Genomic DNA, 14354 nt, shown 5'->3' with positions numbered 1-14354 from the left:
GCAGGTAATGCTAAGAAAAAGAAATTGAGGCGGGTGATCCATTTGAATCAAACTCCATTGAAAGAGCACTTATACGATAATCTCTCTGTCATTCTCCCTCAGTTAAAGGACATGGATGATTTGATCCATGAGAAAAAAACATTGCCTCATGGACAGGTTGTCTACTATTTATACATTAAAGAAATGAACGAAACGATGCAGATTCAAACCTTCTTAAAACTGTTATTGCAAGATCATGCAACTCTAACAAAAGAGAAGCTAGAATCCAATTTATCAATGATGACAACTCGTACGGTGAAAACCTCTGAAGAGCTGGTAGATGCCATTTTTCAAGGACATTGTGTCGTACTGATTAATGGATTTCAGCACGCTTATATTTTAGAAACGCACGGAACGAAGAAACGCAGTTTAGGAGATGCTACATCTGAAACCGTCGTAAGAGGACCAAAGATTGGTTTCATTGAAGATATCAACACGAACTTAGCTCTCGTCAGACAGCGTTTGAAAAACCCTGATCTCAAAACAGTAGATATGAAAATCGGCGAAAAGAAATACACCCAAGTATCGATCATGTACATTGACGGGATCGTTGAGCCCTCTGTTTTAAAAGAGGTAAAAAAGCGTCTCAAACAAGTCACCATTGATGATATTCAAGACTCAGGCGTTCTTGAGGAGCTCATTGAAGACAATGTATATTCTCCTTTTCCGCAAATTCAAAACACAGAACGGCCTGATAAAGTCGCATCTGCTTTAAACAATGGGCGCGTCGCCATCTTTGTTGATCATTCGCCTTTTATCTTAATTGTGCCTGCTTCCCTTGCGATAATTATGCAGTCACCTGATGATTATTATGAAAGATGGATCGCCGCCTCTCTTATTCGTTTGCTACGTTTTACGTCCATCTTTCTCACATTGTTTTTATCAGCCATTTATATTGCCCTTGTGTCCTTCCATCAAGGCCTTTTGCCCACAACTTTAGCTATTTCCATCTCAAGTACACGAGAGAATGTCCCCTTTCCTCCTATTGTGGAAGCACTCATCATGGAAATGACCATTGAGCTGCTGCGAGAGGCTGGGTTAAGGCTTCCTAATCCACTTGGACAAACAATCGGACTTGTGGGCGGTGTTGTCATTGGGCAGGCAGCCGTACAAGCCCATATCGTCAGCTCCATTATGGTCATTATTGTCAGCGTCATTGCACTTGCATCCTTTACCTTTCCTCAATATGGAATGGGGATATCATTTCGTGTCCTTCGCTTTGTATCCATGTTTACTGCAGCTGCATTCGGTTTATATGGACTTGTCCTGTTTATGCTCGTCTTACTCACTCATTTGACAAGACAAAAAAGCTTTGGCACCCCATATTTTTCACCAGATTTTGTGTTCAGTTATAAAAATGAGGACAATTCCATCATCAGATTGCCTTTGAAAAATCAAAAGAAAGGGGAACGACATGGTCAATCATAAAGAGTCGATCACAAGCTATCAGGCAAGTGCCATTATCGCCAATACCACACTAGGTGCAAGTATGATGATTCTGCCAAGATCAATGGCTCAAGCTGCGCCTACACCTGACGGCTGGATTGCACTCTTACTCATGAGTGTGATATACATTGTGTTCATTTTTGTCAATGTGCTCATGATGAAAAAGGTTTCCTTTTCTTCCTACTATGACTATACAAAAGAAGGACTTGGGAAATGGATTGGCTCACTTGCCAACCTGTTGATTATTATTTACTTTCTCGGCGTTGCCAGCTATGAAGTACGAGCCATGTCTGAGATGGTGAAATTCTTTCTACTTCAAAACACACCTGTAGCCGTGACGATGATCAGCTTTATTTTGGTTGGTTTTTACCTTGTGATTGGGGGGATTGGTGATTTTGCCCGACTGTGCCCTTTTTTTCTGATTGTCACACTCATCATCTTATTTGTAGCCTACGGACTTAGTGTACAAGAGTTTAAGCTCGATAACCTACGGCCAGTTTTAGGAGAGGGCATTTCCCCTGTTTTCAATTCCTTGAATGCTTCGGCCATTTCGTTTGTCGGCATTGAAATGATGCTTTTCATGCCTGCCTATATGAATACGCAAAAACACACTTTTGCATATGGCTCCATCGGCTTTTTGATTCCTGCGATCATCTATATTTTCACCTATATTCTTGTGGTTGGTGCGCTCACGGTGAAAGAAACGGCGACTCTGACGTGGCCGACCATTGCCTTATTTCAATCATTTGATATTCAGGGGATTTTTATTGAACGGATTGAATCCTTTTTGCTGATTGTTTGGCTTGTCCAGCTTTATACGAGCTTTGTAGGATATACGTTTTTTGCTACGATAGGAGTCATCAAATTGACTAAATTCCCTAAAAAAATCGCGCTCGCCTTGATGGGCATTGTGATCTTCTTTGCCGCTCTTTTCCCAAAAGATGTTGATATGGTCCGAGACTATTTAACCTACGTAAACAACTTGTTCTTTCTTCTATTTGGTATACTCCCGTTTCTTTTATTTATCATCGTATTTTTCAAAAGGAGGCGGAAAACAGCATGAAAAAGAAAGCGGTTCTTGCGCTCTTCTCACTGATTCTATTATGTGGGTGCTGGGATAGTACAAATATCGAGGAGCTCAACATGGCAATTGGATTTGCTGTAGATAAAGGAGATAACGGACATAAATTGAAGCTGTCTATGCAGGTGCTCGTTCCGCAAAAAATTGAGCAAGAATCAAGCGTGAAAGATCCGACGAAGATTATTGAAACAAGCGGTGATTCCATACACCAAATTTTTCGTACGACGGCCCTAAAAACACACCGCATTTTTGCTCAGCAGCTGAGGGTTTATTTGTTTTCTCAAGACCTTATCAATGAAAATAATTTCGATTTGGTCATCAATCAATTCATTCGGGACAATGAAACACGAAGAGGAAGCCTTGTCTTTATGGCTTCTGAGAAACCTGGAGATATGCTGAAAATCAATGACGACGGCCAGCCTGCCGCTTCCACCTTATACGATATTTCTTCGAATACAAAAACGACCATTCGTATGTTCAAGCCCGTTTCCTTAGGAGATATTTCTTCTGCTATGCAAAACAACGTATCCTTTGCCATTCCGAAAGTCAGTGTCAGTCAGGGCAAATTAATGCTGGATGGTGCCTCGATTATTCAGAACAAACGATTTCTCACCAACATCTCTCCTTTAGCGGTGCAGTCCTACAACCTGCTGACTGGAGATGCAACAGGCGGAGTGATTGAATTCCAATATGAAAATAGCATTTATTCTTTTGAGATCTTTAAAATCAAACACAACATTGACACCCATAAAACAGCCAGTGGCAAATATGAATTTGATGTGTCAGTGGAGCTTGATGGAAGATTGTCTGAGGATTGGAATGAACGGGAAAATTCATTTAATGAAAAATACCTCCAAGAAATTGAGAAAGTCGTGGCACATCGACTGGAGGAAAATGTAAAAGATTTTATCGGGGAATTACAGCATGAGATCAAAGCAGATATTTGTGGATTTTATCAAAAAGCGAGTATTGCCTATCCGAAGGAATTCCGAAAAGAAGCAAAACATTGGGATGACATTTTCAGTGAATCGGATATTCGTTACAAGGTAAATGTGAAAATCCGTGACTTCGGGACTAAGGGCGCAACACAATCCTTATAGAGTATGTTAAAATGGTAAGAAAAAAAGGGTGTCAATCATGAAACGAGCTTTACTTTCGGCCGGCATTCTATTTTTGATTCTAGGAATACTTCTGTTAGTCGTGGTATTCATGCAATCAAAAGAAGATTTCTTCATTGAAGCCGACAGCTTTTCAAGCACATTTTTGATCGTGATTTATTATGGACAAACCCCTGCGCTCCTTCTGATTGGAGGCGGTTTATTTGTTGGACTTTCACAGATCATTGATTTGCAAGAGAAAAAAGCGGCAGTGGCAAAGGAAAGCGTCAAACTGCTTTCCGAGATGAAGAAAACCCTGGAAGACAAATCGGCCGAGGAGCAGGAGGCTTTTCCAGTTCCTGAGCTCCATCAACTATCCGAACGTCCAATCACAGGACAGAAGGACTAATTTTGCGCATGTTCCAGCAGCTTTCATTTGAAAGCTGTTTTTTTATTGAATCAGCTTATGGCGATGTGCATACACGGCTGCTTGTGTGCGGTCTTCTACATCAAGCTTGGAAAGAATGTTGGTAATATGCGTCTTGACTGTTTTGATGGTAATAAACAATTCCTCAGCAATGACCTTATTCGATTTCCCATCGGCAATCAGCTTTAATATTTCCATTTCTCTTGCGGTTAACGAATCGTGCAGAATGGACCCATTTGATGAATGGCGGAGTTTGTTCATGACCTTTCCAGCTACTTTTGATTCAAGTCTTGGTTCACCGATACTCGCAGATCTGATGGCATCAGCGATTTCCCCTGCTTTCGATGTTTTTAAAAGATAGCTTAAAGCACCAGCCTCAATAACTGGATACACTTTATCATCATCAATAAAGCTCGTCAGTACAATAATCCGAGCATCCTCTATTTCTTGACAAATTCTTTTCGTTGCTTCGATGCCATCCATGCCTTCCATAACAAGGTCCATTAAAATCACGTCTGGCTTTAATTCAACCGCTAGTTCTACACCTTTTTGTCCATCTGACGCTTCACCGATGACTTCAATATCCGCCTGTGCCTCTAAAAAAGCAGCAAGACCCATTCTCACCATTTCGTGATCGTCAATTAAAAGCACTCGAATCATCGAACGTTCTCTCCTTTTCCTTCATCAAAAATAGGAACCTTCACATCAATTTGTGTGCCTTTTCCCTCAAATGACATAATCTCTGCGACACCGCCTACTTCACTTGTTCTTTCTCGTATCGATTCAAGTCCGTAGGAAGCAGTCTTCACATGATCTGTTTGAAAACCAATCCCGTTGTCGATAATTTTCAACTGAACTTGACGGTTCCGAATAAGCAGACGTACTGTCACCTTTGTCGCCTTTGCATGCCTAAACACATTGGAAAGGGCTTCTTGCACAATTCGGAACAGATGGTCCTCCACCCCTTTAGACAGCGGAGCATCATCTTCTATTTCCCAATCAATATCAATTGGCTGCTTTGCCTGAAATTCATTGAGTAGCTCAATCAAGCCTTTTTTCAAGTCTTTTCCTTCAAGGGTGATCGGTCTTAAATGCAGAAGGAGTGCACGCATCTCATTTTGTGCATCGCCAGCCATTCGTTCCACAAGACGCATTTGCTTTAAAATCTTTTCATCCTTTTCCTTCATCCCTTCAAGAATCGCAGACGTCATCATCGAAATGGCGAATAGCTGCTGGCTGACTGCATCATGCAGCTCACGCGCTAGACGCTGACGCTCTTCTGAGACAACCGATTTTTTCATTTGAACCTGCCATTCAGCTCGCTCATTTGAAAGCTTTTGTAAGGAGGCTACTTGCCCTTCCACTCGTTTCGCCATTTCATTTAATTGATCTGCCGCCAAACCAATTTCATCATCACCTAGAGAAGGCAGTCTATAGGCAAAATTCCCATTTTCAAACTTCAAAATCGACTCTACAAGCTGATCCAGCCGCTTCTTATGCTGATAGCCAAACACATGCCCCGCTGATACACCAATGGCTAGACTAATAATGAGCAAAATACAAAAAAACGGGATGCCGAACCACCGCGTAGACAGCAAAATCATGGGATCAAGCTGGTAATAAAAAAACATTGGGAGTGTCGTCATGATGACAACACCAAGCGAGATACCGACTGCAAGACGAACAGATTGCCACTGGATGCCTAAATGCAGTTTCCTCATAAGTACCTCACATCCACATCCCCAATCAGGAGAGAAATGGAGATTTTCACTTTTCGCTTGCTCTCATCATAATCATTTGTCATGACATACACTTTACTGCCGAACCCGCTTCTTTTTTCATCAATGATTTTCATATCACCAATCGCAGCCGAAGCACTCACACATACTTCAATATCCTGAGGTACATAAATATCGACATCTCCGATGAGCCCACTAATGACGATCGTGCTCTCTTCCTCAGCAATGATGGCCTTTGATAAGTCGATTTTGACATCGCCAATAAAACCTGAAATGGTCAAATCGCTTAATTGAAATGGTTTTTTCATCAGCCTGACTTCACCGATGAAGAAATCATGTTCTTTGCGCGGCTTTGTCTGGCTTTTTGTTTTCTTCTGATCGCCCTCTTTTTCAAGATTGACTTTCAGTGAAGGCTTTCCATCGTCTGATGATTCCTTTTTATCGACATCAAAAACAGGTTTGTTTTTCAATAAACGATAGCCCGCATAGATCAAAAAGGCAGCAAATAAATACCCAGTCAAACTAAACGTGATATTTAGTAGAAACTTCAAGAAGAGAAAGCCTGCAAAAATATAGGAAACCGAACCGAGCCAACGTTTAGATCGAGAGTGCAGCCAATAACCAGCTAGAGCAAAAAACACTGGCCAAAATAAGTCTGCCCCAATCCCAATAATTTTGAGAAAAAGATTTATACCGAAAATCATCACAATGATGCCTAAAATTTGATTTCTAGAAAAACGCAGTTGACTCGCCTCCTTCCTTTTTACGTTTGTTTACCGCAATTTTAAGTTTCCGCTTGTCATCTCAATATCGACTAAGTGTGTCCCTTTCCCATGCGTGCCTGTAAAACCTCGGCCTTCACTATCCGCTTGGTCAAAATCATACGAATGATCAATACGTCCACTCGTTTTTTTCACTTGGACTTTGAAATCTCCCTTATCTGGCAAGTTAAATTTCGCACTGCCTGATGTCATGTGAAAGTCGACTGGTGAATCAATTGTATCAAAGCTTGCTGTCAGCCTGCCGCTTGTCATGCCTAATTGCAGCTTTCCTTTTACATCTTGAATATCAGCACGACCAGAAGTGGCACCAATATCACTTTCCTTCGCATCAATATGAGACACTGAAAGTCTGCCAGAAGTCGCTTTGATTTCCACACGATTTGCTGAGAAGTTCTCAGCTGTGAGGTTTCCGCTCGTTGATTTGAGCGTCACATCTTGAAGAGACAGCTTTCCTTCGCCATTTACTTCGCTCACGCCGATTCCACCTGTTATTTTCACATCTTTATGATAATCTGTTGGAATTTTGACTAAGAGTTCTCCTTTTTCAAATGCAGAGAAAAACAAAAATCCATTATTTTCAGCACGGACTTTGAATGTTCCGCCTGTTTGTTCCGCATACATTTTCCCTTTTCCATTCACAACCATCACAGAAATATCCGAACGATCTTCCGGCTTCACCTTGATGCGAAATCCAGAAAGAGAGATATCTAATTGTTCAACCTCATCCTTTTTCGCTGAAGCTGTTGTGACCGCTTTATCACGAGAAAAGCTCAAATGAAAGAGATCTCCATTTTTGAAAAGCATCCCAATCATCAAAAAAACACCAACAAGTATACAAATTAGACCAATGAACCGTTTCATTTATATCATCCCTTTATCCTTTGACCTTTTTATTATAAGGAAAAGCGAAACAGAAAGAAATCAAATAACGGAAGAAAAATCCTGTTTTTCTTCCGTTTTGACACATTTCCATTAGTTTGCCGGCTGTTTCTCAAGCTGCTTTGATCGCTTAAGCTTTTGCCATTCCTTTTCAACCTCATCAGCGTAATCAAGATGAGCATAAGCACCCTGATCGGCAAATTGTGCATAGCTACCCGCTTTTGTCTCCATTTCCTCTATACGGTTCTCCATGCGTAGAAATTCTTTATAAGCACTTTCACTATCAACCTTATTCATAGATTCATTCATATGCTGCTTTGCCTGTGCGGCATTGGCTCTTGCAATCAGCGCTTGCTTCTTGTCTTTAACATCACACAGTTTTGTTTCTAGATGCTGCAACTGTTCTTTCAGCTCTTTCAGCTGTTTAACAGATTGCTGATAGGCATCTTGATATTCGTTGTGCTTTTCTTCAAAATACTTCATTTCAGTCAGTGCTTTCCGTGCAAGTTCTTCTTCTCCTGCCTGAAACGCCAGCTCCGCCTGTTTCTTTCGCTTATCAGCAAATGCTTCTGTCTCTTCTGCTTTTCTCAAGAAACCTTGCTGAATGGTTTGCTGTTTAATGATCGCATGCTTCGCTTTGGCAATATCGTCCTCCATATCACGAACATATTGATTCAGCATGACACGCGGATTCTCCAATTTATCTAAGCCTTCATTGACTGTTGCAACAAACATATCACGTACTCTTCTTAATACCATTTCATATTCCTCCCTTTATTTTTTCTTTAAAAAGTCTTCCCATTCTTGATCAAATGACGTGTGCATAGATTCTTCCATGTTCGGTGCCGTGTTTGGCTCCATATATGTTGTTCTGCCGGATGATTCCTTTGCAGATTCACCATTGATCATCTTCCAACCAAAGTAGAGAAGTACTCCAGCAAATGCGATTCCGAGTAAAAACGGCAGTGACTGTGCGACGAGCAATACACCGATAATAGAGAGTATGACCCCTGTTGTTTTACTGCCTTTATCATATTTTTTGACACCTACATAAATGAGCCACGCCCCAATCAAAGTCGGGATCAGCCCGCCCAATGAACCACCAAAGAAGATGGATAAACCGATAAACATCAGGATTGAACCGATGATGGTTTTACTTGTGATTTTCATCTTCATGCCTCCTTTCTTGCTCCTTGCTTTAACTATAGTCAAAAAAGGAAGCCGGCAAAACGTGTCGTAGATTGATCTTTGATTGCGACCAGAGTCGTAACATGGCTCAGACTGAGCGGTTGAATCTATAGAAAAAGCACTCTTCGACTAGAAGAGTGCTTTTCCTCATTAAGAACGAAACACATCTGCACTTCGTTCATATTCAACATCTGCTTCACCGAGCCGATGATTCACAATACGGGCGGCAGCAAATAAATAGTCGGATAGACGGTTCACATATGTGAGCGTAATTGCTGGAATTTCCTCCTGCTTTGCGAGTGTCACAATATGCCGCTCGGCTCTCCTGACGACTGTTCGCGCTACATGTAAGAGGGCAGCACCTTCCTGGCCCCCAGGTAAAATAAATTTAGTCAGCGGCGCGGCTTCTTCTACATACACGTCCATTCGCTTTTCAAGGACTGTGACAGATTCTTCTTTTAACTTGCCTTCTTTCGGTGGTTTCACCGCTGCCAAATCACCGCCGCAGTCAAACAGTTCATGCTGAATGACCATCAGCTCAGATAGAATATCTTGAAACAATTCGCCATGCTGCCTTAAGTTTGCATGGGCTAGTCCAATCAAACTATTCGCCTCATCTAATGTACCGTACGCTTCTACTCTTGCGTCATCTTTATCAGCCCGCCCGCCAATCAAGCCTGTTTGACCTTTATCTCCGGTTTTTGTATAAAGTTTCATTGAGGTTCCCCCTTATCCATTGCTTGTTCCTTTTAGTATACCCTGAAGTGGACAGGATGTATTTGTTTTACTAAAGTCACTGATTTAAATATAAAATCATGAATCCCTAAGCAAAAAAGCGAACCAGCCGGTTCACTTTTTCATTGCATTTAACGTATGAAGAAGATGCTTCACTTTCTGTCTGACTCTTTCATGTAAATGAGCAGTATGCTCCTTTTCTTCTGCATTGGCAGCAGCGATACAAAGATGATGTACCTGGATACTTGTCTCTTGTTTAATGAAGTGCATCAGCTCGCCCATTAGCTGGACAGACGCACCATCTGATATCGTTCCTTTCAGCACAAGCCAAACGGACAGCTCTCCTTCTTGATGCATCCCATAAAGAAGGACATCTTCATCATCATCTTCAGCGGCGTATTGCTTCGGCCCATCAGATTGACCAAGAAATAAGTACTCTTCCTCATCATCCAGCATGTCATGGAGTGCTTCAGTTCCCGTTCCAAGGGACCGTGTCCAAAAGAAACCCCCGCTTTTCTCATGTGATGAAAGGATGCGCAATGGCTGATGAGTAGAAAATGTCATTCCGTTTGCGCCATATGTTTTCCACCCATCCGCTAAGTTCAGCCTTGAATGTTCAGAGATGGACGCAGGTTCAATTACCAGCTGAGGGTTTGCCCGCAGTGGATGTTGGAGAGGTGTTACATTTGTTTCATACACCCGGTTCACCCGTTCGGTGGTCAACACATGATGCGGTTCTCCCAGCATGTCCGTCTTTCCTTCATTCAGCAAAAGCAGACGGTCACAATACAAACTGGCAATGTTCACATCATGAAACACACCGATCACCGTTAAGTTAGAGGAAGTGGTCTCTTGTTTAATCAAATCGAGTAACTCTTTTTGATAGGCTAAATCAAGAAAACTGGTTGGTTCATCCAGCAATAAATAGTCAGGGCACTGAGCCAGCGCTTGAGCTAAGTAAACCCGCTGCTGTTCTCCACCGCTTAACTCATGGATGGATTGATTCTTAAATTGAGCAATATCTGTTTGGTCCATCACCTTGCTGACAATCTCGATATCTTCTTTCGTAACAGATTGCAGCCACCCTTTCTGATAAGGATAACGCCCAAACTGGACCGTTTCTTCCACTGTAAATGAAAAGGCTTGATCGGTCTTCTGGGGAAGAACCGCCAATTTTTGCGCAAGTGCCTTTGGCCGGTAGGATTGAACTGGGTGGCCACTTAGTGTTACTTGGCCGCTCTCAGGTGCTAAAATACCTGCGATCATTTTAAGTAGCGTCGTCTTACCGCTCCCATTCGGACCAAGGATGCCGAGGAATTCCCCTCGCTCCACTTCAAAACTCACGCCGTGAATGACCTCTTTTTCACCATATCCTCCTCTAACTTCCTTCACTTGAATCATAGATGCGTCCCTCCTCTATATCTGCGAATGAGGATGATGCCAAAGACAGGTGCACCAATTAACGCTGTAATGATGCCAATAGGCAATTCAGTCGGTTCAATGATCGTACGGGAGAGCACATCTGCTAAAACGAGAAAGGAAGCACCATTCAGCATCGACAAAGGCAGCAAATGACGATGATCCGTAATGGATAAAAGACGGATAAAATGCGGAATCACCAGTCCTACAAATCCGATCGTTCCTGACACAGCCACCGCACTTCCAGTCAGAATCGAACCAGCAAGCAACACCACATATTTGCTCCGTTTCACATGCACCCCTAACAGTTTTGCCTTTTCTTCGCCATATGTCATCACATTTAAATCTCTTCCCATCAAGATCAGTGCAAATGTACCAATGAGGAAAAAAGGCAGGAAAAGAGCAATATATCGCCAGCCTCTCATAGACACACTGCCTAGAAGCCAATGAATAATCTCTTTTAAATCATCACCTGTTAACGCAATCATTAATGAAATGAGGGCTCCTAAAAAAGAGCTAAAGATGACCCCCGTCAAAATTAAAGAAGAAATGCTCATTCCTCGGTGAACCATACGGGCAAAAAAGAGGACGAGACATAGTGTGACAAGCGCTGTTGTCATACTCAAAAAAGGCAGTGTAAAACTGCCAAGCAAAGGAAACTGCAAACTGAAAAACAATGTGGCTACAGCCCCCACAGATGCCCCTTGAGATACCCCAAGTGTATAAGGGTCAGCGAGAGGATTTTTTAATAAACCTTGAAAGGCTGCACCAGATAACGCCAGAGCTGCTCCGACTAACGCCGCTAATATCACTCTCGGCAGCCGGATATTCATCATAATATTGCGGTCAATTGCATCAATGGTTCCGGCCTGAATTCCAAATACTTCATGAACAAAGATCCGAAGTATAGAAGGAATGGGAATCCCTAAACTGCCAAATGAGATTCCCATTCCAATGCTCACGACAAGAAGTAAAGCACTTGCTGTGTATGCGATGATGATTTTATTTGAACGTGTCAGGATAGATGCTTTTCGCAAGAGCCTCCACTCCTTCAACCAATCGCGGTCCCGGTCGTGATGCCAGATCCGTATTCAATTGAAAGACTTGTTTTTCTTTGACTGCTTTGATCGCCTTCCAGCCGTCTCTTTTTTTCAGATCAGCTAAACTTGCGCCATCAATCGTAACGATAGCATCAGGATTTCGTTTAATAATTGATTCTTCCGTCATTTGCACCCAGCCTGTTTGGTCGCCAGCAGCATTTTTTGCATGAATGACAGACAACATTTCGTCCATAAACGTTTGTTTACCTGTTGTATAAATTTCAGGCGCACCTGATACTTCGACAAAAACTGTTTTTTGTTTGTCTTTGGAGATGGATTCTGCTTGTTTTTTGATGTCATTCAGTTTTGATTTCATCTCATCTACAAGCTTCGTTGATGCCTCTTTTACGCCAGCTGCTTCACCAATCATATTAATAGACTTATACACATCTTTGAAGGAAGCTGCATCATTAACAGTCAGCACTTGAATACCTGCATCTTCAAGCTGTTTAAATCCGTCTTTTGAACTCATTTGTGATGCATGTGCTAAGACAAGATCAGGTTTTAAGGAAATAACCTTCTCTACATTGAAATCAAGACCGCCAATCTTCTCTACCTTTTCTACTTCCTTTGGATAGTTGTCAAAATCTGATCTACCCACGATTTTATCTCCAAGGCCAAGGGCATAGGCAACCTCTGTATTACTTGGAATTAACGAAACAATTCGTTTAGGCTGTTCTTTGATTTCAACTGTTTTACCAGCTGCATCTTTAATGGATACAGGAAATGCCGCAGCCGCTGTCTCTTTAGGCTTTGAACTATTTGTTTTTTGGTCCGTTTCCGCACCTGCACACCCTGCTAAAACACCGATCACAAGTAACAATGATAGCCAAATACCAGTTAACTTCTTCATCAATAAACCCCCTGCTTTATGTACTGCTTGACGTCATCTCTTTCGTCAATTCTTTTCTAATTTCGGGAATATTATACTACAGTGCAGATAGGTTGTATATGTGACGGCCAATACGTTTTTTTGCCCTGATAAAAGAAAAACAGCCTTTGACGTGGCTGTTTTCACTTCCGCTATTGGTTGATATGTTCACCATTAATGACAACTTTCTGAAATGAAGGAGATACTGCATGTTCCAATGAAAGAGGGTACGTGACATCGTCAATGACACAGTCTTTCATTTTAAAGTGTGTGACCGGGGAATGTGAGTATGCGGCGATCTTCACGCCATATCGCCCTCCGCTGCTTTTTAACCCTTCTACTTCAATATGACGGACTACAGGCCTATGCGGGCCGGCATCCCCTTCCTCATACATCATGTCGATACAGACCACCTCATGCTTTAAGCTTTTCACTAGATTGTTTTTAAAATAGATGTGTTCAATGGTACCGCCCCTGACAGAGTTGGTCTTAATGCGAAATGCCCTGTCGAGATTTGGACTGTCCATGACATTATCCTCTGCATATACATACTTGACGCCTCCAGAGATTTCACTCCCGATCGTTACTCCTCCGTGACCATCACGCATCGTATTTCTACGAATGACGATGTTTTCAGATGGAACACCAATTCTCCGGCCGTCCTCATTTCTGCCCGATTTAATGGCAATACAATCATCGCCATTATCAAAATAACAATCTTCAATGAGCACATGTCGGCACGACTCTGGATTCACACCATCTGTATTTGGGCCATGACCGATGATATTCACCCCGCGGACGATGACGTTTTCACTTAACACCGGATGGACTTGCCACATCGGTGAATCCTTTACTGTTACTCCTTCAATGAGAATGTTTTGGCAATTGTATGGCTGGATAAAGCTTGATCTTAAATAATGTCCTTCGCCAAACACTCTTTCTTCCACTGGTATTCTTTTTTCAGCCATATCAAAAAGGAGCTGACGATCCCGGTCCTGAGAGGGCTGACCATTTGTTCCATACTTCCAAGGCCACCAGTGGTGTTCATCCCCTCTCCCGTCCAGCGTGCCTGCTCCTGTAATCGCGATGTTTTCTGCATGATGGGCATAAATAAGTGGTGAATAATTATAAAGCTCAATTCCTTCATATCTTGTTAGAACAAGCGGGAGATAATGACGTGTATCTTGGCTGAAGGTCACATAGGCGTTTTTATGAAGATGAAGCTCTACATTGCTTTTCAATTCAAGAGCGCCTGTCAAAAATGTCCCTTCAGGAATCAGCACACGCCCTCCTTTCAAACGATGTGCATCATCGATGGCAGACTGAATAGCATTTGTCGAAAGCTCTATCCCTTTGTTATCTGCACCATAATGAATGACATTGAATTCACGATCTGGGAACTTTGGCGCTTTTATCTGCTTTAACACCTGATCTATGCCATTTGTTTCTTTGTCTTTTTTCCCTTGCTTTGCTAAACGTGCGAGTCCAATTCCTGTTAGTACTGTTCCTGCTGTCACATACATCAAATTTCGTTTTTTAGACATTTCATCA

Annotated in this window: 15 protein-coding genes; 4 read left to right on the top strand and 11 right to left on the bottom strand. The window is 42.1% G+C overall.

The window, feature by feature from the left end:
* Window positions 1-42: 42 nt before the first annotated feature.
* The 4 genes from MHH23_RS05150 to MHH23_RS05135 are packed head-to-tail and all read left to right on the top strand — an operon-like array spanning window position 43 to window position 4072.
* On the top strand, window positions 43-1467 hold the full coding sequence (locus tag MHH23_RS05150; RefSeq protein WP_340959031.1) for a spore germination protein: 1425 nt from the start codon (window positions 43-45) through the stop codon (window positions 1465-1467).
* Window positions 1454-2548: a GerAB/ArcD/ProY family transporter gene (locus tag MHH23_RS05145; protein WP_178929903.1), complete on the top strand. Its 1095-nt coding sequence runs from the start codon at window positions 1454-1456 to the stop codon at window positions 2546-2548. Before MHH23_RS05150 ends, MHH23_RS05145 begins: the two co-directional genes overlap by 14 nt.
* Window positions 2545-3666, top strand: a complete 1122-nt coding sequence (locus MHH23_RS05140) for a Ger(x)C family spore germination protein (protein WP_340959030.1) — start codon at window positions 2545-2547, stop codon at window positions 3664-3666. Before MHH23_RS05145 ends, MHH23_RS05140 begins: the two co-directional genes overlap by 4 nt.
* Window positions 3667-3703: 37 nt before the next feature.
* Entirely contained in the window at window positions 3704-4072 is a 369-nt protein-coding gene (locus tag MHH23_RS05135; protein WP_007500307.1) for a hypothetical protein, read from the top strand.
* Window positions 4073-4114: 42 nt separating this feature from the next.
* Here the strand turns inward: MHH23_RS05135 and MHH23_RS05130 are convergent, their stop codons facing one another.
* The 11 genes from MHH23_RS05130 to MHH23_RS05080 all read right to left on the bottom strand — a co-directional run bounded on the left by MHH23_RS05130 (window position 4115) and on the right by MHH23_RS05080 (window position 14347).
* Complete coding sequence (locus MHH23_RS05130) at window positions 4115-4750, bottom strand: response regulator (RefSeq protein ID WP_007500305.1); 636 nt, start codon at window positions 4748-4750, stop codon at window positions 4115-4117.
* Window positions 4747-5811 (bottom strand): two-component system sensor histidine kinase LiaS, encoded by a 1065-nt coding sequence (gene liaS / locus MHH23_RS05125; protein ID WP_007500303.1) that lies wholly within the window; start codon window positions 5809-5811, stop codon window positions 4747-4749. Before liaS ends, MHH23_RS05130 begins: the two co-directional genes overlap by 4 nt.
* Entirely contained in the window at window positions 5808-6533 is a 726-nt protein-coding gene (gene liaF / locus MHH23_RS05120) for a cell wall-active antibiotics response protein LiaF (protein ID WP_017359271.1), read from the bottom strand. The genes liaS and liaF overlap by 4 nt, the downstream gene beginning before the upstream one ends.
* A 69-nt stretch (window positions 6534-6602) precedes the next feature.
* Complete coding sequence (gene liaG, locus MHH23_RS05115; protein ID WP_340959027.1) at window positions 6603-7472, bottom strand: LiaG family protein; 870 nt, start codon at window positions 7470-7472, stop codon at window positions 6603-6605.
* A 111-nt stretch (window positions 7473-7583) separates the two neighbouring features.
* A complete protein-coding gene (gene liaH, locus MHH23_RS05110) occupies window positions 7584-8249 on the bottom strand; it encodes a stress responsive protein LiaH (RefSeq protein WP_340959026.1) in 666 nt (221 codons plus the stop codon).
* Window positions 8250-8264: 15 nt separating this feature from the next.
* The gene (locus tag MHH23_RS05105; RefSeq protein WP_024719792.1) at window positions 8265-8660 is read right to left on the bottom strand and encodes a hypothetical protein; all 396 of its coding nucleotides are present in this window, start codon (window positions 8658-8660) and stop codon (window positions 8265-8267) included.
* 168 nt (window positions 8661-8828) lie between these two features.
* Complete coding sequence (locus MHH23_RS05100; protein ID WP_340959025.1) at window positions 8829-9395, bottom strand: cob(I)yrinic acid a,c-diamide adenosyltransferase; 567 nt, start codon at window positions 9393-9395, stop codon at window positions 8829-8831.
* A gap of 132 nt (window positions 9396-9527) precedes the next feature.
* The gene (locus tag MHH23_RS05095; RefSeq protein ID WP_340959024.1) at window positions 9528-10814 is read right to left on the bottom strand and encodes a heme ABC transporter ATP-binding protein; all 1287 of its coding nucleotides are present in this window, start codon (window positions 10812-10814) and stop codon (window positions 9528-9530) included.
* Window positions 10811-11869 carry a FecCD family ABC transporter permease gene (locus MHH23_RS05090; protein ID WP_047945401.1) on the bottom strand — a complete coding sequence of 353 codons (1059 nt, stop codon included), beginning with the start codon at window positions 11867-11869 and terminating at the stop codon, window positions 10811-10813. Before MHH23_RS05090 ends, MHH23_RS05095 begins: the two co-directional genes overlap by 4 nt.
* On the bottom strand, window positions 11835-12785 hold the full coding sequence (locus MHH23_RS05085; protein WP_045034579.1) for an ABC transporter substrate-binding protein: 951 nt from the start codon (window positions 12783-12785) through the stop codon (window positions 11835-11837). Before MHH23_RS05085 ends, MHH23_RS05090 begins: the two co-directional genes overlap by 35 nt.
* A 170-nt stretch (window positions 12786-12955) precedes the next feature.
* Entirely contained in the window at window positions 12956-14347 is a 1392-nt protein-coding gene (locus tag MHH23_RS05080; protein WP_340959020.1) for a glycoside hydrolase family 28 protein, read from the bottom strand.
* Between the last annotated feature and the right edge of the window lie 7 nt (window positions 14348-14354).

Source organism: Bacillus sp. FSL K6-3458, from assembly GCF_038005045.1.
In the GTDB taxonomy this organism is placed as follows: Bacteria; Bacillota; Bacilli; order Bacillales; family Bacillaceae; genus Bacillus; species Bacillus altitudinis.
The sequence above is the reverse complement of the archived record's forward strand: the minus strand, read 5'-3'. Positions and strand labels throughout refer to the sequence as shown.

What these genes read in the sequence shown, in the direction of transcription:
- MHH23_RS05145 (WP_178929903.1), top strand. Translation starts at nt 1,454, where the DNA reads ATGGTCAATCATAAAGAGTCGATCACAAGCTATCAGGCAAGTGCCATT.
- MHH23_RS05140 (WP_340959030.1), top strand. Translation starts at nt 2,545, where the DNA reads ATGAAAAAGAAAGCGGTTCTTGCGCTCTTCTCACTGATTCTATTATGT.
- MHH23_RS05135 (WP_007500307.1), top strand. Translation starts at nt 3,704, where the DNA reads ATGAAACGAGCTTTACTTTCGGCCGGCATTCTATTTTTGATTCTAGGA.
- MHH23_RS05130 (WP_007500305.1), bottom strand. Translation starts at nt 4,750, where the DNA reads ATGATTCGAGTGCTTTTAATTGACGATCACGAAATGGTGAGAATGGGT.
- liaS (WP_007500303.1), bottom strand. Translation starts at nt 5,811, where the DNA reads ATGAGGAAACTGCATTTAGGCATCCAGTGGCAATCTGTTCGTCTTGCA.
- liaF (WP_017359271.1), bottom strand. Translation starts at nt 6,533, where the DNA reads ATGATTTTCGGTATAAATCTTTTTCTCAAAATTATTGGGATTGGGGCA.
- liaG (WP_340959027.1), bottom strand. Translation starts at nt 7,472, where the DNA reads ATGAAACGGTTCATTGGTCTAATTTGTATACTTGTTGGTGTTTTTTTG.
- liaH (WP_340959026.1), bottom strand. Translation starts at nt 8,249, where the DNA reads ATGGTATTAAGAAGAGTACGTGATATGTTTGTTGCAACAGTCAATGAA.
- MHH23_RS05105 (WP_024719792.1), bottom strand. Translation starts at nt 8,660, where the DNA reads ATGAAAATCACAAGTAAAACCATCATCGGTTCAATCCTGATGTTTATC.
- MHH23_RS05100 (WP_340959025.1), bottom strand. Translation starts at nt 9,395, where the DNA reads ATGAAACTTTATACAAAAACCGGAGATAAAGGTCAAACAGGCTTGATT.
- MHH23_RS05095 (WP_340959024.1), bottom strand. Translation starts at nt 10,814, where the DNA reads ATGATTCAAGTGAAGGAAGTTAGAGGAGGATATGGTGAAAAAGAGGTC.
- MHH23_RS05085 (WP_045034579.1), bottom strand. Translation starts at nt 12,785, where the DNA reads ATGAAGAAGTTAACTGGTATTTGGCTATCATTGTTACTTGTGATCGGT.
- MHH23_RS05080 (WP_340959020.1), bottom strand. Translation starts at nt 14,347, where the DNA reads ATGTCTAAAAAACGAAATTTGATGTATGTGACAGCAGGAACAGTACTA.